Origin of the sequence: Streptomyces calvus, assembly GCF_006782915.1 — a bacterium.
Classification (GTDB): domain Bacteria; phylum Actinomycetota; class Actinomycetes; order Streptomycetales; family Streptomycetaceae; genus Streptomyces; species Streptomyces calvus.
On sequence record NZ_VCNP01000056.1, the window covers coordinates 1,077,835 to 1,101,276 of the forward strand.

21 protein-coding genes and 1 tRNA gene are annotated in these 23,442 nt (G+C 74.0%); 16 read left to right on the top strand and 6 right to left on the bottom strand.

What is annotated here, in order from left to right; translation table 11 throughout:
* Positions 1-6: 6 nt before the first annotated feature.
* Positions 7-525, bottom strand: coding sequence for an ATP-binding protein (locus FGW31_RS33125; protein ID WP_142197325.1), 519 nt, complete (start codon positions 523-525; stop codon positions 7-9).
* 200 nt (positions 526-725) lie between these two features.
* Here FGW31_RS33125 and FGW31_RS33130 point away from each other — a divergent pair, with 200 nt between their 5' ends.
* Both FGW31_RS33130 and FGW31_RS33135 read left to right on the top strand, forming a co-directional pair.
* Positions 726-956: a DUF397 domain-containing protein gene (locus FGW31_RS33130; RefSeq protein ID WP_142197243.1), complete on the top strand. Its 231-nt coding sequence runs from the start codon at positions 726-728 to the stop codon at positions 954-956.
* A 156-nt stretch (positions 957-1,112) separates the two neighbouring features.
* The gene (locus FGW31_RS33135; RefSeq protein WP_142197244.1) at positions 1,113-2,033 is read left to right on the top strand and encodes a helix-turn-helix domain-containing protein; all 921 of its coding nucleotides are present in this window, start codon (positions 1,113-1,115) and stop codon (positions 2,031-2,033) included.
* Positions 2,034-2,137: 104 nt separating this feature from the next.
* On the opposite strand, the gene FGW31_RS33140 is transcribed toward FGW31_RS33135, so the two are convergent.
* Positions 2,138-2,959: an SAM-dependent methyltransferase gene (locus FGW31_RS33140; RefSeq protein WP_142197245.1), complete on the bottom strand. Its 822-nt coding sequence runs from the start codon at positions 2,957-2,959 to the stop codon at positions 2,138-2,140.
* A gap of 225 nt (positions 2,960-3,184) precedes the next feature.
* Between FGW31_RS33140 and FGW31_RS33145 the strand changes: the two genes are divergently transcribed.
* From FGW31_RS33145 to FGW31_RS33155, 3 genes are all read left to right on the top strand, one after another.
* Positions 3,185-5,584, top strand: coding sequence for a molybdopterin oxidoreductase family protein (locus tag FGW31_RS33145; RefSeq protein WP_142197246.1), 2,400 nt, complete (start codon positions 3,185-3,187; stop codon positions 5,582-5,584).
* The gene (locus FGW31_RS33150) at positions 5,581-6,072 is read left to right on the top strand and encodes a hypothetical protein (RefSeq protein WP_142197247.1); all 492 of its coding nucleotides are present in this window, start codon (positions 5,581-5,583) and stop codon (positions 6,070-6,072) included. The genes FGW31_RS33145 and FGW31_RS33150 overlap by 4 nt, the downstream gene beginning before the upstream one ends.
* A 125-nt stretch (positions 6,073-6,197) precedes the next feature.
* Entirely contained in the window at positions 6,198-7,883 is a 1,686-nt protein-coding gene (locus FGW31_RS33155; RefSeq protein WP_142197248.1) for a tetratricopeptide repeat protein, read from the top strand.
* Positions 7,884-7,976: 93 nt separating this feature from the next.
* Here FGW31_RS33155 and FGW31_RS33160 read toward each other — a convergent pair whose 3' ends face one another.
* Positions 7,977-8,159, bottom strand: coding sequence for a hypothetical protein (locus FGW31_RS33160; protein WP_233288755.1), 183 nt, complete (start codon positions 8,157-8,159; stop codon positions 7,977-7,979).
* 136 nt (positions 8,160-8,295) lie between these two features.
* Between FGW31_RS33160 and FGW31_RS33165 the strand changes: the two genes are divergently transcribed.
* The 9 genes from FGW31_RS33165 (at position 8,296) to FGW31_RS33205 (ending at position 19,181) form a co-directional block, all read left to right on the top strand.
* Complete coding sequence (locus FGW31_RS33165) at positions 8,296-8,508, top strand: hypothetical protein (RefSeq protein ID WP_182674995.1); 213 nt, start codon at positions 8,296-8,298, stop codon at positions 8,506-8,508.
* Positions 8,509-8,838: 330 nt separating this feature from the next.
* Positions 8,839-9,741 (top strand): bis(hydroxyethyl) terephthalate hydrolase, encoded by a 903-nt coding sequence (bdeA, locus tag FGW31_RS33170; protein ID WP_142197250.1) that lies wholly within the window; start codon positions 8,839-8,841, stop codon positions 9,739-9,741.
* A gap of 227 nt (positions 9,742-9,968) precedes the next feature.
* Positions 9,969-12,713 carry a helix-turn-helix domain-containing protein gene (locus FGW31_RS33175; protein ID WP_142197251.1) on the top strand — a complete coding sequence of 915 codons (2,745 nt, stop codon included), beginning with the start codon at positions 9,969-9,971 and terminating at the stop codon, positions 12,711-12,713.
* A gap of 143 nt (positions 12,714-12,856) precedes the next feature.
* Positions 12,857-14,116: a PucR family transcriptional regulator gene (locus tag FGW31_RS33180; RefSeq protein ID WP_142197252.1), complete on the top strand. Its 1,260-nt coding sequence runs from the start codon at positions 12,857-12,859 to the stop codon at positions 14,114-14,116.
* A 171-nt stretch (positions 14,117-14,287) separates the two neighbouring features.
* Entirely contained in the window at positions 14,288-15,070 is a 783-nt protein-coding gene (locus FGW31_RS33185; RefSeq protein WP_142197253.1) for an ABC transporter ATP-binding protein, read from the top strand.
* Positions 15,067-15,870, top strand: coding sequence for an ABC transporter ATP-binding protein (locus FGW31_RS33190; protein WP_142197254.1), 804 nt, complete (start codon positions 15,067-15,069; stop codon positions 15,868-15,870). Before FGW31_RS33185 ends, FGW31_RS33190 begins: the two co-directional genes overlap by 4 nt.
* The gene (locus FGW31_RS33195) at positions 15,867-16,763 is read left to right on the top strand and encodes a branched-chain amino acid ABC transporter permease (RefSeq protein ID WP_142197255.1); all 897 of its coding nucleotides are present in this window, start codon (positions 15,867-15,869) and stop codon (positions 16,761-16,763) included. The genes FGW31_RS33190 and FGW31_RS33195 overlap by 4 nt, the downstream gene beginning before the upstream one ends.
* Positions 16,756-17,901 (top strand): branched-chain amino acid ABC transporter permease, encoded by a 1,146-nt coding sequence (locus FGW31_RS33200; protein WP_142197256.1) that lies wholly within the window; start codon positions 16,756-16,758, stop codon positions 17,899-17,901. The genes FGW31_RS33195 and FGW31_RS33200 overlap by 8 nt, the downstream gene beginning before the upstream one ends.
* Positions 17,898-19,181, top strand: a complete 1,284-nt coding sequence (locus tag FGW31_RS33205) for an ABC transporter substrate-binding protein (protein WP_142197257.1) — start codon at positions 17,898-17,900, stop codon at positions 19,179-19,181. Before FGW31_RS33200 ends, FGW31_RS33205 begins: the two co-directional genes overlap by 4 nt.
* 191 nt (positions 19,182-19,372) lie before the next feature.
* On the opposite strand, the gene FGW31_RS33210 is transcribed toward FGW31_RS33205, so the two are convergent.
* Positions 19,373-19,855: an MSMEG_6728 family protein gene (locus FGW31_RS33210; RefSeq protein ID WP_142197258.1), complete on the bottom strand. Its 483-nt coding sequence runs from the start codon at positions 19,853-19,855 to the stop codon at positions 19,373-19,375.
* 89 nt (positions 19,856-19,944) lie between these two features.
* Positions 19,945-20,988: an L-glyceraldehyde 3-phosphate reductase gene (gene mgrA / locus FGW31_RS33215; RefSeq protein ID WP_142197259.1), complete on the bottom strand. Its 1,044-nt coding sequence runs from the start codon at positions 20,986-20,988 to the stop codon at positions 19,945-19,947.
* 228 nt (positions 20,989-21,216) lie between these two features.
* On the opposite strand from mgrA, the gene FGW31_RS33220 reads away from it, so the two are divergent.
* Entirely contained in the window at positions 21,217-21,759 is a 543-nt protein-coding gene (locus tag FGW31_RS33220) for a snapalysin family zinc-dependent metalloprotease (protein ID WP_142197260.1), read from the top strand.
* Positions 21,760-21,835: 76 nt separating this feature from the next.
* Positions 21,836-21,908: transfer RNA gene (locus tag FGW31_RS33225), tRNA-Gly, on the top strand.
* 54 nt (positions 21,909-21,962) lie between these two features.
* On the opposite strand, the gene FGW31_RS33230 is transcribed toward FGW31_RS33225, so the two are convergent.
* Positions 21,963-23,285: a lipase family protein gene (locus FGW31_RS33230; protein WP_142197261.1), complete on the bottom strand. Its 1,323-nt coding sequence runs from the start codon at positions 23,283-23,285 to the stop codon at positions 21,963-21,965.
* Between the last annotated feature and the right edge of the window lie 157 nt (positions 23,286-23,442).

Below are 23,442 nucleotides of genomic sequence, written 5' to 3' on the forward strand. Positions count from 1 at the left end.
GTCGTGTCAGGTGGGTGGGCTCGTCGACAACCGGGCCCACACCGTCTTGCCCGCCGGAGGGGTGGGCGTCCAGCCCCACGCCTCGGACAGGGCGTCGACGATGTGCAGGCCGCGGCCGTGCTCCTCCAGGCCGGAGCCTGCCCCGGGCGCGAGGACGGGCGCCCGGTCGTCGGGGTCGGAGACGGTGAGCAGCAGGTGCGCCGGCTCCAGGCGGAACCCGAGCCGCACGTCCGGGGCACCCGCGCACCGCGGTGCCGCGTGGGTCACGGCGTTGGCGGCGAGCTCGGTCATCACGAGGGTGGCGTCGTCGCAGCGGTGGCCGAGGGACCAGTCGCGCAGGGTGTCCCGGGTGAAGGAACGGGCCCTGGCCAGGCCCTCCGGGCCGCGCGCGATGCGCAGCACCACCGGGTCGGACGCGGTGTGGGCCGCCTCCGCCGCCGCCGAGTGCGGCTCCTCGTGCGGCGCCGCGGGCAGCGGGCCGTACGGGAAGACCGGGGTCGTGCCGGGGTCACCCACCCGCACCATGGCCGCGATCGGCGGCCGGAGTACGGGATACGCAGGTGATGACACGGCATCTCCTCGATGCGACGTCAGGACGGGGCGGCAGCACGGGGGTTGACGCCGCGGCTATTATCCACGCTGACGGCGGGCCCGTGCAATTGCACGAGAAATTGCGCGAGATTTTTCGCCACGCCGCGGGACAGGCGGAGAGCAAGGAGACAGCGGTGCCAGGAGTGCGGAACGGAGTGCGGGCCAGCCAGTTGGACGCCCGCTGGATCAAGAGCCGGCACAGCAACGCCGAGGGCAACTGTGTCGAGGTGGCCCCGCTGACCGGCGGCGGGATAGCGGTGCGCAATTCCCGTGACCCCGACGGCCCCGCCCTCATCTACACGCCCGCGGAGCTGGCGGCCTTCCTGGCCGGCGCGAAGGACGGCGAGTTCGACCACCTCGTCTGAACGCCCGGCGGTAATCCGGGCCGCCACCCGGGCGGGCGCCGGTGAAACGGAACTCGGCGCGCCACTTTTTGTGCGGGCTTCCGCGCGCGGGCGCGGTGAGGCAGAGTCAGGTGCGATAGTGTAAGTCGCCCTTGTGCCGGTCTGCTGGGAGTCAGGATGTCCGCCGCGTCGCATCGCATCTCCCGTCTGGAACCCTATCTGGACAGGCCCGAGCCGGCTCCGACTCTGCTGAAGATGCTGGTCGGCGTGCAGCTGGCAGGCTTCCGCGAGGACGCCGGACTGTCCCAGGACCAGGCGGCGCGCTCCGTCGGCTTCAGTGGCGCGAAGCTGTCCCGCATCGAGTCCGGCAAGGGCCGCCGTCCGCCGACCGAGAACGACGTCCGGGCCCTGCTGACGCTGTACGGCACCGACGCGTACGAGGCCTCGGTGCTGCTCAAGCTGTTGCAGCGGGCCGGCGAGCCGGGCTGGTGGCAGCGGTACGACAAGCGGCTGATGCCGGAGTGGTTCGACCGCCTGGTCGGACTCCAGGAGGCCGCCGCCACGATCCGTACGTTCGAGATCCAGTACGTCCCCGGGCTGTTGCAGACCGCCGCGTACACGCGTGCCGTGGTCGAGCGGGGCCTGCCGAACGCCCCGGCGAGCGAGGTGCAGCGCCGGGTCGAGCTGCGCATGCGCCGCGCCGAACTGCTGATGCGTCAGGACGCCCCGCAGCTGTGGGCCGTCGTCGACGAGTCGGTCCTGCTGCGCGTCCTCGGCAGCTCCGAGGTGATGAAGGAGCAGCTGGAGCACCTGGTCACCATGGCCGAGCGGCCCAATGTGACGGTGCAGATCGTGCCGCTGGACGTCACGAACGCGTCGGCTCCCGCGATCCCGGTGACCTATCTGCGCTTCGGCGGACTCGACCTGCCCGACGTCGTCTACCTGGAGCACATCCGCAGCGCCAACTTCCTCGAGGACCGCGACGAGACCGAGGAGTACCGGATCGCGCTCGACCGCCTCGCGGACGAGGCGCTGCGCCCCCGCGACTCCCTGGAACTACTGCGCACGACGATAAGGCAGCGCTACTCGGCGTCGTGACGCACGAGCGGAACGACGCCCTCGCGGCGCCCGGTGCGCACGCCGCGCCCCCTCGCCGGACGCCTGGTCCTGCCGCGAGGGGCGTCGCGTCGTTTCGGGGAGGGCTACTCGGGGATCCGGCCCACGCCGCCGAACTCGATCCACTCCTGGGTGAGCTGACGGGGCGCCACCTCGGTGTCCGGGCGCCAGGTGGACACCTCCACCAGCCCCGGCTCCAGGATCTCCAGGCCCTCGAAGTACGACTCGACGTCCTTCTCCTCGCGCACCCGGCCCCAGTGCCCCTGGGTCGCCTGGTCCATGAAGTTCGTGACGAAGTCCCGGACCTCCGGGTCCTCGCTGACCAGCTGGCACATCACCATGAAGCTGCCCGGCGCCAGCCGCTCGCGCACCCGGCGGGCCAGGGCGAGGGGGCCGTCGGTGTCGCTGTCCGGGATGCAGTGGAACACGGAGTTGAACAGCACGCAGACCGGCTGGGAGAAGTCGATGAGGCGCTGGGTCTCGGCGTGCCCGAATATCCCGTCGGTGTCGCGCATGTCGGCCTGTATGACCACCGTGCGCTCGTCCTGCTCCAGCAGGGCCCGGCCGTGCACCAGCACCATCGGGTCGTTGTCGACGTACACCACGTGCGTCGTCGGGTCGATCTTCTGGGCGACCTGGTGGACGTTGTCCTGGGTGGGCAGGCCGGAGCCGTGGTCGAGGTACTGCCGGACGCCGTACTCCTGCGTGAGGGTGCGCACCACCCGCTGGAGGAAACGCCGGTTGTTCAGGGCCAGGCGGCGCGTGCTGGGCACCACCTTGTCGAGTTCCTCGACCGCCGCGCGGTCCGCCGCGTAGTTGTCCTTGCCGCCCAGATAGAAGTCGTACATGCGCGCGGCCGTCGGCACGGTCGCGTCGATCTCGGTGGACAACTGCTTACCGGTGTGCATGGTTCCCCCTGCGGCGTGCCGCCAACTGGACGGGCTGGACAGGGAGTACATCCTAGGGAGCCCCGCGCGGCCGGGGCCAGCCGGTCGCGCGATGAGGGCTCGAACGAACGACGCGCCGAGCCTTCCGGTCACCCGCCGTGTCCGGCCGGATGCCTATCGTGGTGCCTTGTGTCCCGGGGCGGGGGTACTCGCGGGGCGTCACCGTTTCCCGAGGGAGGTCGGACCGTGGACAGCTCGGACCGGATCGCGAACCCGTGGGGGCCGCGCACCCCGTACGCGCCCGGAAGCCCCTGGCCGGTCCGCACCGACATGCACCTGGCGGAAGGGATCACCGAGGAGGACGTGGAACGGTGGGCGCAGTCCGCCTCCGTCCTGCACTCCAACGGCGACGCCATGGACATCGCGGTGCGCGGCGGACGCATCGTCGGCGTGCGGGGCCGCGCGGTCGACCGGGTGAACCGGGGCCGGCTGGGACCCAAGGACCTCTACGGCTGGCAGGCCAACCACGCCCCTGACCGGCTGACCCGGCCCCTGGTACGGGAGAACGGCCGCCTGGTGGAGACGGACTGGGACACGGCGATGGCAAGGGTCGTGTCCCGCACGCGGCACCTGCTCGACGAGCGGGGCCCGGGCGCCGTCGGCTTCTACACCTCCGGGCAGCTCTTCCTGGAGGAGTACTACACCCTCGCCGTCCTCGCCCACGCCGGCATCGGCACCAGCCACCTCGACGGCAACACGCGGCTGTGCACGGCGACGGCCGCGGAGGCGCTCAAGGAGAGCTTCGGCTCGGACGGCCAGCCCGGCTCGTACGAGGACGTCGACCACGCCGACACCATCGCCCTGTTCGGGCACAACGTGGCGGAGACCCAGACGGTGCTGTGGATGCGGATGCTCGACCGGCTGGAGGGCGCCGACCCGCCGCGCCTGGTCTGCGTCGACCCCCGCTCCACCCCGGTCGCCCGCCGGGCCGACGTGCATCTCGCGCCCCGTCCCGGCACCAACGTCGCCCTGCTGAACGCCCTGTTGCACGAGATCATCCGCACCGGCCGGACCGACCGCGCCTACATCGAGGCGCACACCGTCGGCTTCGACGAACTCGCCTCGCGCGTCGAGCGGTGCACCCCGGCGTGGGCGGCCGGCATCTGCGACGTCCCCGCCGCGCAGATCGAGCGGGCGGCGGAGATCCTCGGTGACGCGCGCCGGCTGCTGTCCACGGTGCTGCAGGGCGTCTACCAGTCCCATCAGGCCTCCGCCGCCGCCGTCCAGGTCAACAACCTGCACCTGGTCCGGGGCATGCTGGGCCGGCCCGGCTGCGGGCTGCTCCAGATGAACGGCCAGCCCACCGCCCAGAACACCCGGGAGTGCGGAGCCGACGGCGACCTGCCCGGCTTCCGCAACTGGCAGAACGACCAGCACGTGGCGGAACTCGCCCGGATCTGGAACGTGGAGCCCGACCGCATCCCGCACCACGGGCCGCCCACCCACGCGATGCAGATCTTCCGCTACGCCGAGCAGGGCTCGCTGGGCATGCTGTGGATCACCGGCACCAACCCGGCCGTCTCCCTGCCCGAACTGGCCCGGATCCGTTCGATCCTGGCCCAGGAACGGCTGTTCGTGGTGGTGCAGGACCTGTTCCTCACCGAGACCGCCCAACTCGCCGACGTGGTGCTGCCCGCCGCGACGTGGGGCGAGAAGACCGGCACCTTCACCAACACCGACCGCACCGTGCACCTGTCGGAGAAGGCCGTCGAACCACCCGGCGAGGCCCGGCCCGACCTCAACATCTTCCTCGACTTCGCCGCCCGCATGGACTTCCGCGACAAGGACGGCGGTCCGCTGATCGGCTGGCACGACCCCGAGGGCGCGTTCGCCGCCTGGCAGCGGTGCAGCGCCGGACGCCCCTGCGACTACACCGGGCTGAGCCACGACCGGCTGCGCGGCGGCAGCGGCATCCAGTGGCCGTGCACCGAGGAGGCGTTCGACGGCACCGCCCGCCTCCACTCCGACGGCTTCGCCCACGCCCACCCCGACGTCTGCGAGAGCTACGGCAAGGACCTGGTGACCGGCGCGACCGTGACCCCGGTGGAGTACCGCTCGCTCAACCCGGACGGCAAGGCGGTCATCAAGGCGGCCGAGTACCTGCCCCCGCACGAGGACACCTCGCCCGACCACCCCCTCCAACTGATCACCGGCCGTACCGTGTACCACTTCCACACCCGCACCAAGACCGGCCGCGTCCCCGAACTCAACGCCGCCGCACCCGACGTGTGGGCGGAGATCTCACCCGCCGAGGCCGCCGCACAGGGCCTGTCCGACGGCGACCTCGTCCAGGTCACCACACCGCGCGGCGCGATCCGGGCCCGGCTGCGCACCACCGCCGTCCGTGACGGCGTGGTGTTCGTGCCCTTCCACTACGGCTACTGGGACACACCGGCGGGGTTCCGGCCGGCCGACGACGTGCCCGGGCGGGCCGCCAACGAGACCACCATCACCGACTGGGACCCGGTCTCCAAACAGCCCCTGTACAAGACGGCCGCGGCCCGCCTGACGCTGGTGTCCCGGCGTGACGCGCCGCGGAGCGGCACCGTGGACGGCAGCGACGGGACGGCGGGGAGCGGAGCATGAGCGGCATCGGCATCACCCTGCGGGCCCTGCACGACGGCGAACGGGACCTGGAACACGACCTGCTGGCCGCCGCGGAGCGCCACCGCACCGAGCACGAGTTCCACCACGTCGCCACCGACGTCGCCCGCTGGTCCCGGGAACACGCCACGCGGCTCGCCCGTATCGGCCCGGGCCACGGCGTCGAGCTGTCCGGGCCCCGCGACCACTCCTCGCCCGGCGCGCTCGCCGCACTGCGGGAGAAGGCGGCGGAGGCCCTGGGCCGCCGCCCGGGAACGGGCCTGCTGCTCCTGCACGACCTGCGGGAACTGCACCTGGCAGCCGTGCGCAACTCGCTGCACTGGGAGATGCTCGCGCAGGCGGCGCAGGCCGCCCGGGACCAGCCGCTGCTGGACCTGGTCTCCGCCTGCCATCCGCAGACCCTGCGGCAGATGCGATGGACCAACACCATGATCAAGGTGCTGTCCCCGCAACTCCTCACCTCCGTCTGACGGACCCGCCTGCCGGAGGCGGCCCGCACCGGTGCCCGAGCGAGGCCCCGCGCCCCGCCGGCGTCCGGTCCGCCCGTCCCCGAGCGGCTTCCGTCTCCGGCCCGTCCGCGTCCCGGGAGGCACACATGGACGACTACTACGACCTCGGCACCTACCGCCGCCCCGTGACGACCTCGTCGGCCGAGGCACAACTCTGGTTCGACCGCGGACTGATGTGGACCTACGCGTTCAACCACGAGGAGGCCGTCGCCTGTTTCGAGAAGGCGGCCGGCGCCGACCCGGACTGCGCCATGGCCCACTGGGGCATCGCCTACGCCCTCGGCCCCAACTACAACAAGCCCTGGGAGGCCTTCGACGGCGACGAACTCGACCGCACCGTCCTCCGCACCCACACCGCGGTGGAACGCGCCCACGAGAAGGCCGCCCACGCCACCCCCGTCGAACGGGCCCTGATCGAGGCCCTGCGCGCCCGCTACCCGCAGGCACGGGCCGCCGCGGACTGCGCGGTGTGGAACGAGCCGTACGCGGACCGGATGCTCGCCGTGTACGAGGGCGCGCCCGGCGACCCGGACGTGGCCGCCCTGTGTGCCGACGCGCTGATGAACCTCACCCCGTGGCAGCTGTGGGACATCGCGACCGGCCGGCCCGCCGAGGGCGCCCGCACCCCGGAGGCCAGGGCGGTGCTCGAAGGGGCGCTCGCCACCGACGCCGGCGCCCACCACCCCGGCGTCCTCCACCTGTACATCCACCTGATGGAGATGTCCCCGACGCCGGAGGCGGCCCTCACCGTCGCCGACCGGCTGCGCGGAGCCGTGCCCGACGCCGGGCACCTGCACCACATGCCCTCACACCTGGAGGTGCTGTGCGGCGACTACCGCAGGGTCGTCTCGGACAACACGCTCGCCGTCGCCGCCGACGAGAAGTACCTGCGGCGGGCCGGCGCCATGAACTTCTACACGCTCTACCGCGTCCACAACCACCACTTCCGCATGTACGGCGCCATGTTCGCCGGCCAGTACCGGACCGCCCTCGACGCCGCCGCACAGCTCGAGGCCGCCGTCCCCGAGGACCTGCTGCGGGTGCAGAGCCCGCCCATGGCCGACTGGCTCGAGGGGTTCCTCGCCATGCGCTTCCACGTCCTGGTCCGCTTCGGCCGCTGGGACGACCTCCTCGCGCTGCCCTTCCCCGCCGATCCGCACCTGCACTGCGTCACCACCGCGATGCTCCACTACGCCCGCGGGGTGGCCCTCTCGGCGACCGGGGACACCGACCGGGCGGAGACCGAACGGGACCGCTTCCGCGCGGCCGTCGACCGCGTCCCCGGGACCCGGATGCTGTTCAACAACACCTGCCGGGACGTCCTGGACATCGCGGCGGCGATGCTGGACGGCGAACTCGCCTACCGCAAGGGCGAGTACGACACCGCCTTCGCCGCACTGGAGCGTGCCGTCGAACTGGACGACACCCTGCCCTACGACGAACCCTGGGGCTGGATGCAGCCCACCCGGCACGCCTACGGCGCGCTGCTCCTCGAACAGGGCCGCGTCGCCGAGGCCGAGGCGGTGTACCGCGCCGACCTCGGTCTCGACGACACCCTGCCCCGGCCCCTGCAACACCCGGGCAACGTCTGGTCGCTGCACGGGTTCCACGAGTGCCTGCTGCGCACCGGCAGGGCGGGGGAGGCGGCGATCGTCGCCCGGCAGCTGCGCCAGGCGGTCGCGTTGGCGGACGTACCCATCGAGGCGTCCTGCTTCTGCCGGCAGCGGCCCCACGACCCGGTGCACCCGGACGGCCGCTCCTCCTGCCACTGACCGCCGGGGCCCGGTCCGCACGCGCCGCCGATGCCGGCCGCGGCGGTCGGACCGCTCCCGGCCCCACCCGTGCGAAGGCGCGACGCACGCGCCTCAGCGCGACGCCACGACCGTCTGGAACGTCTTCATGCAGGAGAAGCAGTGCCGGTCCGTCGAGTGCCGCCGCGGCGACTCCTCCTGCTTCTCCACTCCGCACAGCGTCGAGGTCTTGTCCGGGGTGAGGACGTGCCACACCGGCTCCCCCGAAGTGTCCGCACCGCACCACATCTCGTGCATTTCCGGCTCCCTCCCGGTAGGCATGGAGGCCGCTTCCATACGAGCACGGCGCGGGCCCGGACGGCTCGCCCGGTGCGGCACTCGAGTGACGGAGGGCCGGGATGCAGGCCGGCGGGCCCGGACGGATCCTGGAAGGATGACGAAGGCGCCGATCGTGGTACACCGGCCGCTCGGCTCGGGCGGACGCCGGGTGACCGTGCGCGGAGAGATCGTCGGCCTCGCCCACTCCGACCGGGACGTGGTGGAGTTCCTGCGGCGCGCGGGGCTGCCCGAGGGTGAACGGCTGCTGGACGATCCCGCCTGGGTGAAGTGGGTCGGCGGCCGGGCCCACGTCTACGACGCGGCCTGAGGAACCGGCGCAGCGCCGCGCCAGAAACGGCGCCGGCCTGCCGGAATCGACGTGACGACCCGTGGCGCGGTCACCGCCGGCGCCGACTCCGACGGTGACCGCGCCTGTGCGTGTACCCCCGCTTTCCTCCGGCATGCGGCGCCTGTGCGCGCCGGTTCGCCGCGCCGCCCGCCGCAGGAGACCGGTGAGATTGCCGGTCCGCGTGGGCCCCCTCCTCTCCGAGAGTGGCACCGCAAGCCCATTGGTGGAGCCCCCGGCCGGACGGCCCCGATCCAGCCGTGCTTCCGTGCCCGGCCGGGCGGCCCGCCGCGACAGAGAGGACCACTCCTCGTGCCCCAGCACCCCCACACCGCCAGGCGCGGAACCCGCCGGCTCGCCGGACTCACGGCGGCCGTCGCCGCGGTCGTCTCCCTCACCACCCTCAGCGGCCCCGGCGCCCACGCGGCGGACAACCCCTACGAGCGCGGCCCGGCACCGACCGAATCCAGCATCGAGGCCACGCGCGGCCCCTACGCCGTGTCCGAGCTCTCCGTCTCCTCGCTCGCCGTCTCCGGCTTCGGCGGAGGCACCATCTACTACCCGACCAGCACCGCCGACGGCACCTTCGGCGCGGTCGCCATCTCGCCCGGCTACACCGCCTACCAGTCCTCCATCGCCTGGCTCGGACCGCGCCTGGCCTCCCAGGGCTTCGTGGTCTTCACCATCGACACCAACTCCACCCTCGACCAGCCCGCCTCGCGCGGCAACCAGCTGCTCGCCGCGCTGGACTACCTCACCCAGCGCAGCGCCGTCCGCGGCCGCATCGACAGCAGCCGGCTCGGCGTCATGGGCCACTCGATGGGCGGCGGCGGCACCCTCGAAGCCGCGAAGGACCGGCCCTCGCTCCAGGCCGCCGTCCCCCTGACGCCCTGGAACCTCGACAAGAGCTGGCCCGAGGTCCGCACGCCCACCCTGATCTTCGGGGCCGACGGCGACTCGATCGCCCCGGTCTCCAGCCACGCCGAGCCCCTGTACTCGGGCCTGCCGTCCTCCCTGGACCGCGCCTACCTGGAACTGAACGGCGCCACCCACTTCACGCCGAACTCGTCGAACACGACGATCGCGAAGTACAGCATCTCCTGGCTCAAGCGGTTCATCGACAACGACACCCGCTACGAGCAGTTCCTCTGCCCGCTGCCCAGGCCGAGCCTGACGATCGAGGAGTCCCGGGGCAACTGCCCGCACACCTCCTGAGGAACCGGCAACCCCGTTCCACGACCACCCGGTGGCGGTCCGCGTGCACGACGCGGGCCGCCACCGGCCTTGTGCGGGCGCACAGAGGAGGGCCCGCGCCCGCGGGCGGCGGCACACCGCGCTGCTCCGCATCCGTACGAGAACCGCTGGTGAACGGGCGGTTGAGCTTCCCCGAGGAGGCGGACCCGCGTCTTCCGCCGTACCTTACGCCTGAGTAAGGTACGGGAATGACCGGACAGACGACCTCGCGGCGGCAGGCGGCCGCCCGGCTCCTGGACGAGTTGCGCACCGGCGGCGTGCGCGTCGTGACCGGCGAACCCGGATGCGGCCGCACACAGTTCCTCGACGACGCGGCCCGCTCCTTCCGCGCCGGACCGGTGTGGCACGTACGCGCCGAACCGGCCCGCTCCGCGCAACCGCTGAGCGGCCTGCACACCCTGCTGCGCGCGGCCGGCGTCACCGCGCACACCCCGGGGCCCGGCGCTGCCGGCGAGGCGCTGGCCGACGCCCTGCGGACGGCGGCCGCCGCCTCCCCGCTCCTGGTCTGCGTGGACGACGCCCACCTCTGGGACGCCGCGTCGCGCGCCGCGCTGGCGCACGCGGCCACGTGGGTGCGCTCGACGGGAGTGCGGGCGGGGCTGCTCCTGACGGTCGCCGGACACCGGCCCGTCGACCCCGAATGGGCGGCGCTGCCCCTGCTGCGGCTCGGCCCGCTCGCACCGGCGGACGCGGCGCGCCTGGTCGACGACGTGACGGGCGGCGCCGTGGACCCCCAAGTCCGCGAGGAACTCCTGACGGAGGCGGACGGCAATCCCGCGCTGCTGCTGGCGATGGTGCAGCGGCTGTCGCCCGCCCAGCTCGGCGGCCGCCGGGCCCTGCCGCGGCCGCCGGCCGACGCGGAGGTGCTGGCCGACGTCGTCGGCGGATGCCTCGACGCCGTACCGCCCGAGCGGGCCGGACTGCTGCTGGCCGCCGCGGCGGCGGTACGAGTGACGGGGGAGCCGGACGCCGATGCGGAACTGGTCCTGCGCGCGGCGGGGGAGAGCGGCGAAGCGACGGGCGGGGAGCCCTTACCCGAGGTGCTGGTCATGGCCGAGGGCCGGATCAGGTTCCGCAGCGCACTGCTGGGCCGGGCCGTGTACGCCGGTGCGCCGCCCGAGCGGCGCCGTGCCGTGCACCGGGCGCTGGCCGACTGCCTGGCGGATCCCGACGGCGTCGTCGCGCTGCTGCACCGCTCGTGGAGCGTCACGGGCCGCGCCCCCGCCCTCGCGGACGGGCTGGCGAGGGCCGCGACGGCCTGCGCGTTCCCGCCCGCCCTGTGCCACCGGGCGCTCGCCCGGGCCGCCGAACTCACCACGGACGACACCCGGCGGGCCCACCGGTACACCGCCGCCGCGCAGCACGCCGTGCTCGCCGGTCACCCGGCCGAGGCCAGGCGCCTCCTCGACGCCGCCCGCAGCGGCCCGGTCCCCGCGGCGGCCCGCGGCGCCGCGGAACTCCTGCGGGGCGCCGTGCTCCTGGCCGACGGACCGGTGGACGACGCCCACGAGTCCTTCCTGCTCGCCGCCGCCCTGCTGGCCACCGCCCGCGGCGAGGACGCCGACGCGGCGGTCCTGGGCGCGGCGGACGCGGCCTGGGCGGCGGGCGACTCCACGGCCTGCCTGCGCGCCCTCGCGGCCACCGACTCCGTGACCGGCACGGCCGGTACCGGGGTCACGGGTGGCGCAGGCGGCCCCACGGGCGCCGGGACCCCGCCCCGTACCGCCGTGCTCCGTGACCACCGGGACGGCATGCGGGCCGTGCTGCTGGGGCGGTTCGACCTGGCCGCGGCCCCGCTGCGGCGCGTCGTCGAGCACGGACTGCGCGGCGACGAGCCGGAGCCGCTGCTGAGGTCCGCGGCGGCCGCGCTGATGCTCGGCGACGTGGCCGCCGCCCGGCGCGCCGGCGCGCGGGCGCTCGCGACCGCGCGCACCCGCGGCGCCGCCGCCCTCGAACCGCGGGCGCTGGAGTACCTGGCCTACGCCGAACTGCGTGCCGGGCACCACCAGCTCGCCCGGACCCACGCCGAGGAGGGGCTGCGCACCGCCCGGCACACCGGCCGCCGGAACACGGCCGCCCACCTGCACGCCGTACTCGCGCTCGCCGCCTCGATAGAAGGGGAGAAGGAGGTCGTGGCCGAGCACGGCGCGGCGGCCCTGCGCACCGCCCGCCGGCACGGGCTCGTGCAGGCCGCGACGCTCGCCCACTGGGCGACGGCCCGCGCCGACCTCGGCGCCGGCCGCCCCCGCGAGGCCGCCGACCGGCTCGGCCCGCTCGTGCGGCCCGGCGCACGGCGCGGCCACTTCGCGGTGTGGATGCTCGCCGTGCCCTGTTTCGTGGAGGCCGCCGTACTCGCCGGGCGGCCCGAGCACGCACCGGCGGTGGTCGAGGACTTCGCCCTCTGGGCCGCCTGCGGGGCCGACCCGCAGGCCCCGGCCCAACTCCTGCGCTGCCGCGCGCTGTTGTCGCCCACCGACGCGGCCGACGAGCTGTACCTGCGCGCGCTGGACCGCCACGAGGAGACGTCCGGCGACTTCGAGCGGGCGCGCACGGAACTGCTCTACGGCAAGTGGCTGCGGCGCCGGCGCCGGCTGCGCGAGGCCCGCGCCCGGCTCGGGGAGGCGCTGATGGGCTTCGAACGCTGCGGTGCCCAGCTGTGGGCCCAGCAGGCCGCCGCGGAACTGCGGGCCGGCGGCGCGGCCCCGGCGGACTCCGGCGGCGGCGAGCTGTCCCGGCTGACGCCGCAGCAGCTCCGCATCGCCCGGCGCGTCGCCGAGGGCGCCACCAACCGGGAGGTGGCCCTGAGCCTGTCCGTCAGCACCCGCACCGTCGACTACCACCTGCGCAACGTGTTCGCCATCCTCGGTGTCCGCTCCCGGGTCGAACTGGTGCGGCTGGTCGAACAGGCCGAAAAGACCACTGCACACCTCTAGGGACCGACCGGACGGTATGTCATCCTTCGGGGCAGGACGAGTCAGGTGGCGGCCGGCCCACGGGCTCCTCGGCCGGCCCGGCGCCGGCCCGGGGAACCGCCGCGCGGGCGCCGCCGGGAAGCCGACCCTGGGGGAGATGCGCGATGCAACACGCCGTACGGCCACGTACTCTGCCGCGCCCCGCGACGCTGCCCGCGCCGCGGCCGCGGACACCGCGCGTCCGCTCTCTGATCGACGCCGACGCGCTGCGCGTGCTGCACCGGGCCGCCCGCGTCCTGCTGGACGACCTGCCCCAGCTCACCGACCGCCTGGTGGCCGTGCTGCAGGAGCAGGAACCCGCCTACCGGGCCGCCGTGCAGGACGACGCGGGAGCCGTCTGGCAGGAGGTGCACCGCTCGCTGCGGCACAGCATCTGCTCGCTGCTCGATCCGCGGGGCGCCCGGGACGGGGCGCGGCGCTGCTCCTGGAAGATCGGCGCCGCACGCGCCGAGCAGGGACTGCCGCTGGACGCGCTGCTGCACGCCTTCCGGCTGGGCGGCTCGCTGGTGTGGCAGGGCCTGCTGGAGGAGACGTCCCGCACGGCACCCGAGGACGTACGGCTGCTGGTGCACGTGGCGTCCGACGTGTGGGACTTCGTGGACGAGCACTGCACCCTCGTCGCGGACGCCTACCGGCAGACCGAGCGGCAGCTGGCCTGGCGCCGGGAGAACAGGGTGCGGCTGCTGGCCGCCGCCCTGCTGGACGGCACCAGCAGGATCGCCGACCTGCCGGAGGCCGCGCGGGCGCTCGGCCTGCCGGAGGACGGCCGGTACGTGGTCGTCGCGGTCGACGGGGGCGGACTCGCGGGTGGTCCCGGGGCCCGGGCCGTGCTCGCCCCGGGTGTGCGCGTGCACTGGCACACGGGCGTCGACGCGGACTACGGCATCGTGCTGACCGGGGACGGTGAGGAGGCGGCCGTGCCGCAGGAGCAGACACCCGGCGCCCGGGTGGGCGTGAGCGGGCCGGTGGAGGGACTGGCCGCGGTCGGCGCGGCGCGGCGGCTGGCGGACACCGCGCTGAGCCTGAGCCCGGAGTCGGGCGGCACGGTGCGGCTCGCCGAACACCTGCCCGCGGCGCTGGTGGTGTCGAGCCCCGAACTCGGCACCGCTCTGGCCGACCGGCTCCTCGGCCCGCTCGCGCACCTCGAACCCGCCGACGCGGAGGTCCTGCTGGACACCCTGGCCACCTGGCTGGCTTGCGACGGCTCCGCCCAGCGGGCGAGCCGGCGCCTGTACTGCCACCGCAACACCGTCCTCAACCGCCTCCGCCGCTACGAGCAGTTGTCGGGCCGCTCCCTCTCCCGCCCCTGCGACCTGGTCGAGGTGAGCCTCGCGCTGACCGCCCGCACCCTGCTGCGCCGCTGACCGCACCCCTCCGTCCGCCTGGGCACCCGCACAACCCCCGCCCGCCCCCGTTGGTACGCCGCAGCGAGCGGGCCCGCGGGCCTGTACCGGCGGTCCGTGCCCGTGCTGTCGTGAGCTCCCCTTCCCCCGAAGCCGTCACCGCCCCGAGCGGTACGGCCCCGAGGAGCCGCGATGCCCGAAGCACCACCGGACGAGCCGCCCGCGCTGCACGTCGAGAACGTCGACGTGACGTACGGACGCGCCGTGTCCGCCCTGCGTTCCGTGTCCCTGACGGTGCCGCACGGCGCCGTCGTGGCGCTGCTCGGCGCCAACGGCGCCGGCAAGACCACCCTGCTGCGGGCCGTCTCCGGCACCCTGCGCCTGCACCGCGGCGCCATCACGGCCGGCCGCATCCGCTACGGCGGGACGGCGCTCGACGGCAGGGACCCGGTCGCGGCGGTACGCGCCGGAGTCGTCCAGGTCCCGGAGGGACGACGGGTGTTCGCCGGGCTCTCGGTCGACGAGAACCTGCGCTCCGGCGGACTCGGCCTCGGCCGGCGCGGCCGCGCCCAGGTCCAGGAGGCCCGCGACCGCGTCCTCGCGCTCTTCCCGCGCCTCGCCGAACGCACCGGGCAGGCGGCCGGACTGCTCTCCGGCGGCGAGCAGCAGATGCTCGCCATCGGCCGCGCCCTGATGGCCGCCCCGCGCCTGCTGCTCCTCGACGAGCCCTCGCTCGGCCTGGCACCGCGGATGGTGCACCGCATCGCCGAGGTGATCCGCGAGATCAACGGCCAGGGCACCGCCGTGCTCCTGGTCGAGCAGAACGCCGGCATGGCGCTCTCGCTCGCCGACCACGCCCACGTCCTGGAGGTCGGCGAGACCCGGCTGTCGGGCCCCGCGGGCGAACTCGCCCGCACCGACGCCGTACGCCGCCTGTACCTGGGCGAGGCGGCCGAGGACCAGGGGGCCGCGTGAACGACCGCACCTCCGCCGCGCCGCCCGTGCTCGACGTCCGGGACGTCACCGTGCGCTTCGCCGGACTCACCGCACTCGACGGCGTCTCCTTCACCGTCACCCCCGGCTCGGTGCACGCCCTCATCGGCCCCAACGGCGCCGGCAAGTCGACCTGCTTCAACGTGCTGTCCGGGCTGTGCCGCCCGGGGTCCGGGTCGGTGACGCTCGGCGGCGCCGAGCTGACCCGCCTCGCCCCGCACCGCATCGCCGCGCTCGGCGTGGCCCGCACCTTCCAGAACATCGTCACCACCCACGGCACCGTCGCCGACAACCTGATGCTCGGCCGCCACGCCCTGTCCCGCGCCGGGTTCGCGGCGAGCGCGCTGCGGCTGCCGGGTGCCCGGCGCGAACAGCGCGAGCACCTCGCACGGGCCCGCGAGATCGCCGGACTGACCGGCCTCGGCGCCCACTTCGACAGCCCCGTCGCGCTGCTGTCGTACGGCGACCGCAAGCGCGTCGAACTCGCCCGCGCCCTGTGCCTGGAGCCACGCGTGCTGCTCCTCGACGAACCCGTGGCCGGCATGAACGCCGCCGAACGCGCCCGCACCGTCGAGGTGGTGGGGGAGATCCGCGCCGAACTCGGCCTGTCCGTCGTCCTCGTGGAGCACGACATGGGCCTCGTCATGCGGCTCGCCGACGACGTGACCGTGCTCGACTTCGGCCGGCCCATCGCCCACGGCACCCCCGACGAGGTCCGCCGCGACCCCGAGGTGCTGCGCGCCTACCTCGGCACCGACGCACCCCGGGAGGACGCGGCATGACCGGTTTCCTCGACAACGTCCTCGGCGGGCTCGCGCTCGGCGCCGTCTACGCGCTGGTCGCGCTCGGCTTCGTCGTCATCTTCAAGGCCTCCGGCGTCCTCAACTTCGCCCACGGCTCGCTGCTGCTGCTCGGCGGCTACCTCGTCGCCGTCCTCCACGACGACCTCGGCTTCGCCGGGGCGCTCGCCCTGGCGGTCCTCGCCACGGCCGCCCTCGCCGGCGCGCTCGACCGCTTCCTGCTGCAACGCGGCGGCCAGGACGCCCATGCCGCGCACGTGCAGACCATCGTCACCATCGGCGTCGACATCGTCCTGCTCACCGACCTGGCCCGGCGCATCGGCGGTGACCTGCTGACACTCGGCGACCCGTGGGGCGACGCGGTGACGGAGCTGGGGCCGGTGACCGTCGCCGACAGCCGGCTCGCCGCGATCGTGGTGTCGGCCGTCGTCATTGGCGGCGTGTTCGCGCTGTTCCGGTTCACCTCCTGGGGGCTGTCGCTGAGGGCGGCGGCGGAGGACCTGGAGGCCGCCGCCCTCATGGGCGTACGGCTCGGCCGGGTACGGGCGGGCGCCTGGTGCCTGGCCGGTGCGCTCGCCGCGCTGGCCGCCGTGTTCCTCGCCGCCTTTCCCGCGCCCGGACTGGAACGCACCACCGGCCAGATCGCCCTCAACGCCTTCCCCGCCGCGATCCTCGGCGGCCTCGCCTCCCCGGCCGGCGCCCTCGCGGGCAGCCTGATCATCGGGCTCACCGAGGCGCTCGTCGTCGGCCACCAGTCCGAACTGCACGTCCTCGGCGAGGGCTTCGGCGACGTCGCCCCGTACGCCGTGATGCTGCTGGTGCTCCTGGTGCGGCCCACCGGGCTGTTCGGCGCGAAGGGAACCGCCCGTGTCTGACCGCCTCCTCGGCGCCCTCACCCGCCGCCGCACCGCCCTCCCGCTGCTCGCCGTCGTCCTGTGCCTGCCGCCGTTCTACCTGGACGCCTTCTGGCTGCGCATCGGCCTGTTCTCCATGGCGGCGGCCATCGGCGCCGTCGGCCTGGCCCTGCTCAGCGGCACCGCCGGCCAGCTCTCCCTCGGCCACGCCTTCTTCCTCGCCGTCGGCGCGTACGGCTACGCGTGGTTCGCGGGCGAGCCCGGACCCGGACTGCCGCCGGCCCTCGCCGCGCTCCTCGCGGTGCTGCTCGCCGGAGCGGCCGGCGGGCTGTTCAGCCCCGTCGCCGGCCGGGTCAAGGGGATCTACCTGGGCATCGCCACCCTCGCCCTGGTGTTCCTCGGCCACCATGTGCTGCTCACCGCGGACTCCATCACCGGCGGCTTCAACGGCCGCTCCGTGCCCCCGCTGACCCTCGGCGGCTTCACCTTCGGCGCGGACGACGGCGAACTGACCGTCCTCGGCGTGCCGTTCGGCGCGGAGGAACGGCTGTGGTACCTGGGCCTCGCCCTGTTCGCGTTCACCTGGTTCACCGCGCGCGGCCTGCTGCGCGGCCGGCCCGGCCGGGCGCTGGCCGCACTGCGCGACAGCGAGACCGCGGCCGCCGTGATGGGCGTCGACGTGGCCCGGCACCGCTCGGCGGCCTTCGTGGTGTCGTCCATGTACGCGGGCCTGGCGGGAGTGCTCCTGGCGCTCGCCTTCCGCCGCGTCGTCCCCGACTACTTCTCCCTCGCCCTCTCCGTCGACTACCTCGCCATGATCGTCATCGGCGGCCTCGGATCCGTCGCCGGAGCCGCCGCCGGCGCGGTGTTCGTCACCGCGCTGCCGCTGCTGATGACCCGCTACGCCGACCAGCTCCCGCTGGTCACCGCCCCCGGCTCCGCCGAAGGCACCGTGGGCCCCACCGAGGCCGCCCGCTACCTGTACGGCGCGGCCATCGTCCTGGTCCTGCTGTACGCCCCCGACGGACTGCACGGTCTGGCGCGCCGGGCCCGCGACCGCGTACGGCGCCGCCACACCCGCACCCCGGGCACCGAACCCTCCGTCCCCACGCCCCCGCAACCGGCCGCAGCCGCACGAACCGAGGAGCACACCCCGTGAACACCACGCACTCCAGACCCCGCACCCGGCACCGCACCGCCGGGACCGTCCTCGCCGGCACCCTCGCCCTGCTGCTCGCGGCCACCGGATGCAGCTCCAAGGCGGACGGCGGCGACGACGGCAGGACGGACGGCGGCCTGCGCACCGGACCCGGCGTCGACGCGAAGACCATCAGACTGGGCGCGCTCACCGACCTCACCGGCCCCTACGCCACGCTCGGCAAGAGCATCGTGCAGGCGCAGCAGATGTGGGCCGAGGAGACCAACGCCCGGGGCGGCATCTGCGACCGCAAGATCGAGATCGTCGTCAAGGACCACGGCTACGACGTGCAGAAGGCGGTCACCGCGTACGCCGACATCGCCCCCGACGTCGTGGCGCTGCCGCAGGTCATCGGCTCCCCGGTGGTCGCCGCCCTGCTCGACGACATCGAGCGCGCCGGCATGCTCACCTTCCCGCAGGCCTGGGCCGCCTCCCTGCTCGGCAAGGACGCCATCCAGGTGCTCGGCACCACCTACGACGTCGACATGATCGCCGCGGTCGAGTTCCTCACCCGCACCAAGGGCCTGAAGAAGGGCGACACGGTCGGCCACGTGTACTTCGAGGGCGACTACGGGGCCAACGCGCTCGAAGGGTCCACCTGGGCGGCGAAGAGGGCCGGTCTGAAGGTGACCGGCCTGAAGATCAAGGCGACGGACACCGACCTGTCGGCCCAGGTCTCGGCGCTGCGCGCGGAGGGCGTGAAGGCCGTCCTGATCAGCGCCGGCCCCGCGCAGACGGCCTCCCTGGTCGGTGTCGCGGCCTCCCGCGGCCTGAGGGTCCCCGTCGTCAGCAGCGCCCCCGGCTTCGCGCCGCAGCTGATGAAGACCCCGGCGGCGCCCGCCCTCGCCGCCCTGCTGAACGTGGTGAGCGCCGCGCCCGCGGTCAGCTCGGACCTGCCGGGGGTGAAGCGCATGGTGGCCTCGTACCGGAAGAAGTACCCGGACTCGCCGGTCGACTCCGGGGTGCTGTCCGGGTACAACGCCGCCCAGCTCATGGGCGCCGACCTGGAGAAGGCGTGCGAGGCGGGCGGCCTCACCCGCGAGGACGTCGTCACGGCGCACCGCTCGCAGAAGAACGCCGACACGGGCCTCGGCACCGCGCAGGACTTCTCCGACGTCGACCGTCCCGCGAGCGTCGAGACGTATGTGCTCAAGCCCGACGCGGAGGCGGTCGGCGGTGTGGTCAACGCGGAGGAGGCACACACCGTGCCGGGCGTCGAGGAGTACCTGTCCGCACGGTGACACCGCCGGGACCGCGGGAGCCCGCTCCCGCGATCCACCGGCCGTGAGGGGCATGCCACCGGCCATCAGGCGGACGTCCGGGTGCCGGTGAAGGAGGGTGCCCGGCCCGCCAGGGCTGACGAACCGCCGGTGACGCCCGTCGGGCCCGGTCCGCCACGAGGACCGGGCCCGACGCGTGTCCCGCGGGCCGGTCAGCCGGTGACCGCCTCCGGGTCGCGGTCCGACGGCGGCCACACGTACGGCAGGTCGTGCGGCTCACCGGGGAACACGTCCGCGTACACGGCGGGATCCTTGCGCAGCAGCGCCGAACGGTGACTGCGGTGCACGGCGTCGTCCCCGAGCCAGGGCGGCAGCTCACCGGCCTCGGCCAGCTCCCGCTGACCGCGCACCGGCGCACCGGGCCGCACGGTGGCGAGGTCGGCGACCAGGGTCGCCGCGCAGCTGTCCTGGTGGCCCCGCTCGCGCCAGACGCGGCAGACCTCCAGGCCGTAGCGCACCAGCGCCTCCTCGTAGCCGGTCCACATCCGCACCGCCGGATGACGGCGCCACCCGTAGCCCGGCACGATCAGGCCGCGCAGCACCTGGAGCGCCTCGACCCGCTGCTTGCCGAGCCGGCGCCGGTCCAGCACCAGCGCCGACGCGCAGAAGTCGGGGTACGGCAGGAAGGTCTGCATACGGCCGTCCGCATCGTGGGTCCACCGCGGCCGGGGTCCCGGCCCACCGCACCGCAGTTCCCCTCCCGCCGCCGCTCACACCCCGCGGCTCAGCCCAGGTTGCCCAGCCGGGCCTCACGCCACAGGTCGACGCCGCCGTCGGTGGCGTGGGAGTCGATCTCGGCCAGCTCCTCGGCGGTGAAGTCGAGGTTCTCCAGCGCGGCGACGTTCTGCTCCAGCTGCTCGGTGCGGGAGGCGCCGATGACCAGCGACGTCACCCGCGGATCCCGCAGGGCCCAGGCCAGCGCCATCTGTGCGAGGGTCTGCCCGCGGCGGGCCGCGATGCCGTTCAGGGCACGCAGCCGGTCCCGCATGTCGTCGGTCAGCCACGCCGGGTCGAACGACTTGCCCGCCGCCGCCCGCGAGTCGCCCGGCACGCCGTCCAGGTAGCGGCCGGTCAGCAGGCCCTGGGCGAGCGCCGTGAAGCCGATGACCCCGAAGCCCTCCTCCTGCGCCACGTCGAGCAGGCCGTCCGTCTCGATCCAGCGGTTCAGCATGCTGTACGACGGCTGGTGGATCAGCAGCGGCGTCCCGAGGTCCCGCAGGATGGCCGCGGCCTGCCGGGTGCGCTCGGCGTCGTAGGAGGAGATGCCGACGTAGAGCGCCTTGCCCTGGCGGACCGCCGTGTCGAGGGCGCCCATGGTCTCCTCGAGCGGAGTGGTGGCGTCGAGGCGGTGGGAGTAGAAGATGTCGACGTACTCCAGGCCCATGCGCTTCAGGGACTGGTCCAGCGAGGCGAGCAGGTACTTGCGGGAGCCGCCGCCCTGGCCGTAGGGGCCGGGCCACATGTCCCAGCCGGCCTTGGTGGAGACCACCAGTTCGTCGCGGTACGGCGCGAGGTCCTGCCGCATCAGCCGGCCGAAGTTGATCTCGGCGGAGCCGTAGGGCGGGCCGTAGTTGTTCGCCAGGTCGTGGTGGGTGATGCCGAGGTCGAAGGCGCGCAGGGCGATCTCGCGCTGGGTCTCGAAGGGCCGCTCGTCGCCGAAGTTGTGCCAGTAGCCCAGGGACAGCAGGGGCAGGTCGAGGCCCGAGCGGCCGGTGCGCCGGTAGCGCATGGTGCCGTTGTAGCGCTCGGGGTTGCTGACGTGGTTCATCGGGGGTCTCCGGGTGGTGCGGGGCGGGGCGTCCCGTGGCATGGTGTGAACCCTGCCCACAGTGCCCCCGGAGTGATCAGGAAGTCCAACCGATCCCCCGCATGCCATTCAGCATCATCGTTTCTGAATCGGGCGGCGGTCCGAATGAGGGATTGAGCGCCGCGCCGGGTGGGCAGAGGCGCAGGCAGTGGCATGAACACGACTGCCCTTCCCCCACAGGAGGTCGACATGCGCGTACGCGGACTGACCGGCGGCCTGGCCGCAGCACTGGTGATGTCCTTCGCCCTGCTGGACGGCCCGGCCGCCGTGGCCGCACCGTCCGCCGGTACCGCGACCCCCGTGGTGGCCGCCCGGGTGCTCACGTACGACGCGAGCGGCGCCGCGGAGTTCAAGTCCGCGGTCGACCGGGGCGCGGCGATCTGGAACGAGAGCGTCGACGCGGTGGAACTGCGCCCGGTCACCTCCGGGCAGCGCGCCGACATCCGGGTCCTGGCGGACGACGGCTGGCCGCGCGCCGTGCCCGGCCCCCTGGGCACCGGGACCGTCTACATGGGGCGGCAGGCGGTGGACCAGGGCTACTACACGATCCGCATCGCGGCCCACGAACTCGGGCACATGCTGGGCCTGCCGGACCGCAAGCCCGGTCCCTGCTCCAGCCTGATGTCGGGTGCCAGCGCCGGCACCGCGTGCACCAACCCGTATCCGAACGCGGGGGAGCAGGCCGAGGTCGAGGAGAACTTCGAGGGGGCCCGCACCGGGGCACTCATGTGACTGATGTGACGACTGAGGCGATCACCGCTATGGTTGTCTCAGGTCACGGCAACGGAAACCTCCGGAGCCCGGCTGTGCGTTGGTGGTCCAAGGAAAGACGCCCCGCTTCCTGCGGGGAGATGCAGGTGCAAGGCCTGCCCGGCGCTCCATCACGAGTCCCGTCCCGATCCACCGGGACGGGGCTCGTGCCGTTTCCGGCGGGATCAGCGCTGCGTGGGCATGCTCGAGCAGTTGGACGTCGTCGGCTCGCCCGCGAGCCGGTCGGTCAGCCACTCCACCGCCTCGCCCTGGTCGACGAGCAGCGGGGCCACGTGGTTGGTCGTGAGCTTGTCGCCCAGGTCGGGCAGCCGGATGGCCTTGTAGGTGACGTCGCCGCCCCTGTCGCACCAGTCGAGGGCCAGCTGCCGCGCCTGCTCGTGCGGCACGATGTCGTCCTGGACGCCGGTGGCCAGCCGGACCGGCCCGGTGGGCTTCGTCATCCCGAGGCGCTGCTTGTCCAGGATCGCCCGGGCCTCCGGCTCACGGGCGATGACCGCCCCGATGGACTCGCCGCTCAGGGTCCACTTGGTGCTCCGGGTGAAGCCGTAGCCGAAGATCGCGTCCCCGATGCAGGTGGTGGCGATGTCCTTCAGGGCGGCGCGTCCGGTGGCGTTGATGTTGGCGTCGAGGACCTCGCGCAGCTCCGGGTAGGTCTGCGCGAAGCCGTTGATCGACCAGCCGAGCGCCGCGGCCAGGGCGCTGCCGTCGATGCCCTTCATCACCTCGGTGAGGTCGGCGGGCGGAGCGCCGCTGTAGGTGCCGACGAGAGGGACGTCGGGGGCGTAGGCGCGGTGCAGCTCGGCCGCGGAGGCGGTGGCTCCGCCGCCCTGGCTGTAGCCGTACATGGCGACCCGTGAATCGGCGCGGACGGACGCGCCGGGCACGGAACGCGCGGCCCGGGCGGCGTCCAGCATGGCGTGCCCCTCGTCGACGCGGTTGACGTAGGTGTGGAGCCGGTCGGTGGCGCCGAGGCCGACGTAGTCGGTGACGACGACGGCCGCCCCGGTGGCGAGGAGCCGGAAGACGGCCAGGTTCTCGTAGCCGACGGACACCGTCTGCGGGGTGACGGTCAGGGGGTGTTCCAGCGAGAGCGAGGGCGCGCACTGGTCGCCCTGTCCCATGGTCCCGGAGCCGACCACCACCAGGGGGCGGGGGCCGTCGCCCTCCCAGTCCGCGGACGGCTCGACGTAGGCGCCGGTGACGGCGACCGGCTGCCCGCCGGAGTCGGTGGAGGTGTACATCAGCCGGGTCGCGGTGCCCGGCAGCGGGCGGCCGTCCAGGCCGGGCAGGCTCAGGCCGAGCGGGAGCGGCTCGTGGCGGACGAGCACCCCGTTGCCCGCGGGGAGTTCGGCCGGCGGAGTGTAGAAGGCGGGGATCGTGACGCCCCGCGACACCACGGGTCCGCTCGCGGCGGCGGGCTGGACGGACACGCACACGCATGCGGTGGTGGCGACGACGGTGGTCAGCACGCTGCTGATACGGCTCACGGCTCACTCCTCGCTCTCCTGCAGGAAGGTGGAACCGGAAACTAGCAGCGCTCACTTACCGCTGGTAACTCTCCGGTAAGTTACGTACCGGTAACTATTTCGTGAGGTGATCGGTGCGCGTGCGCCGCAACGCGACGGAACGGGGGCCCCCCCCCCC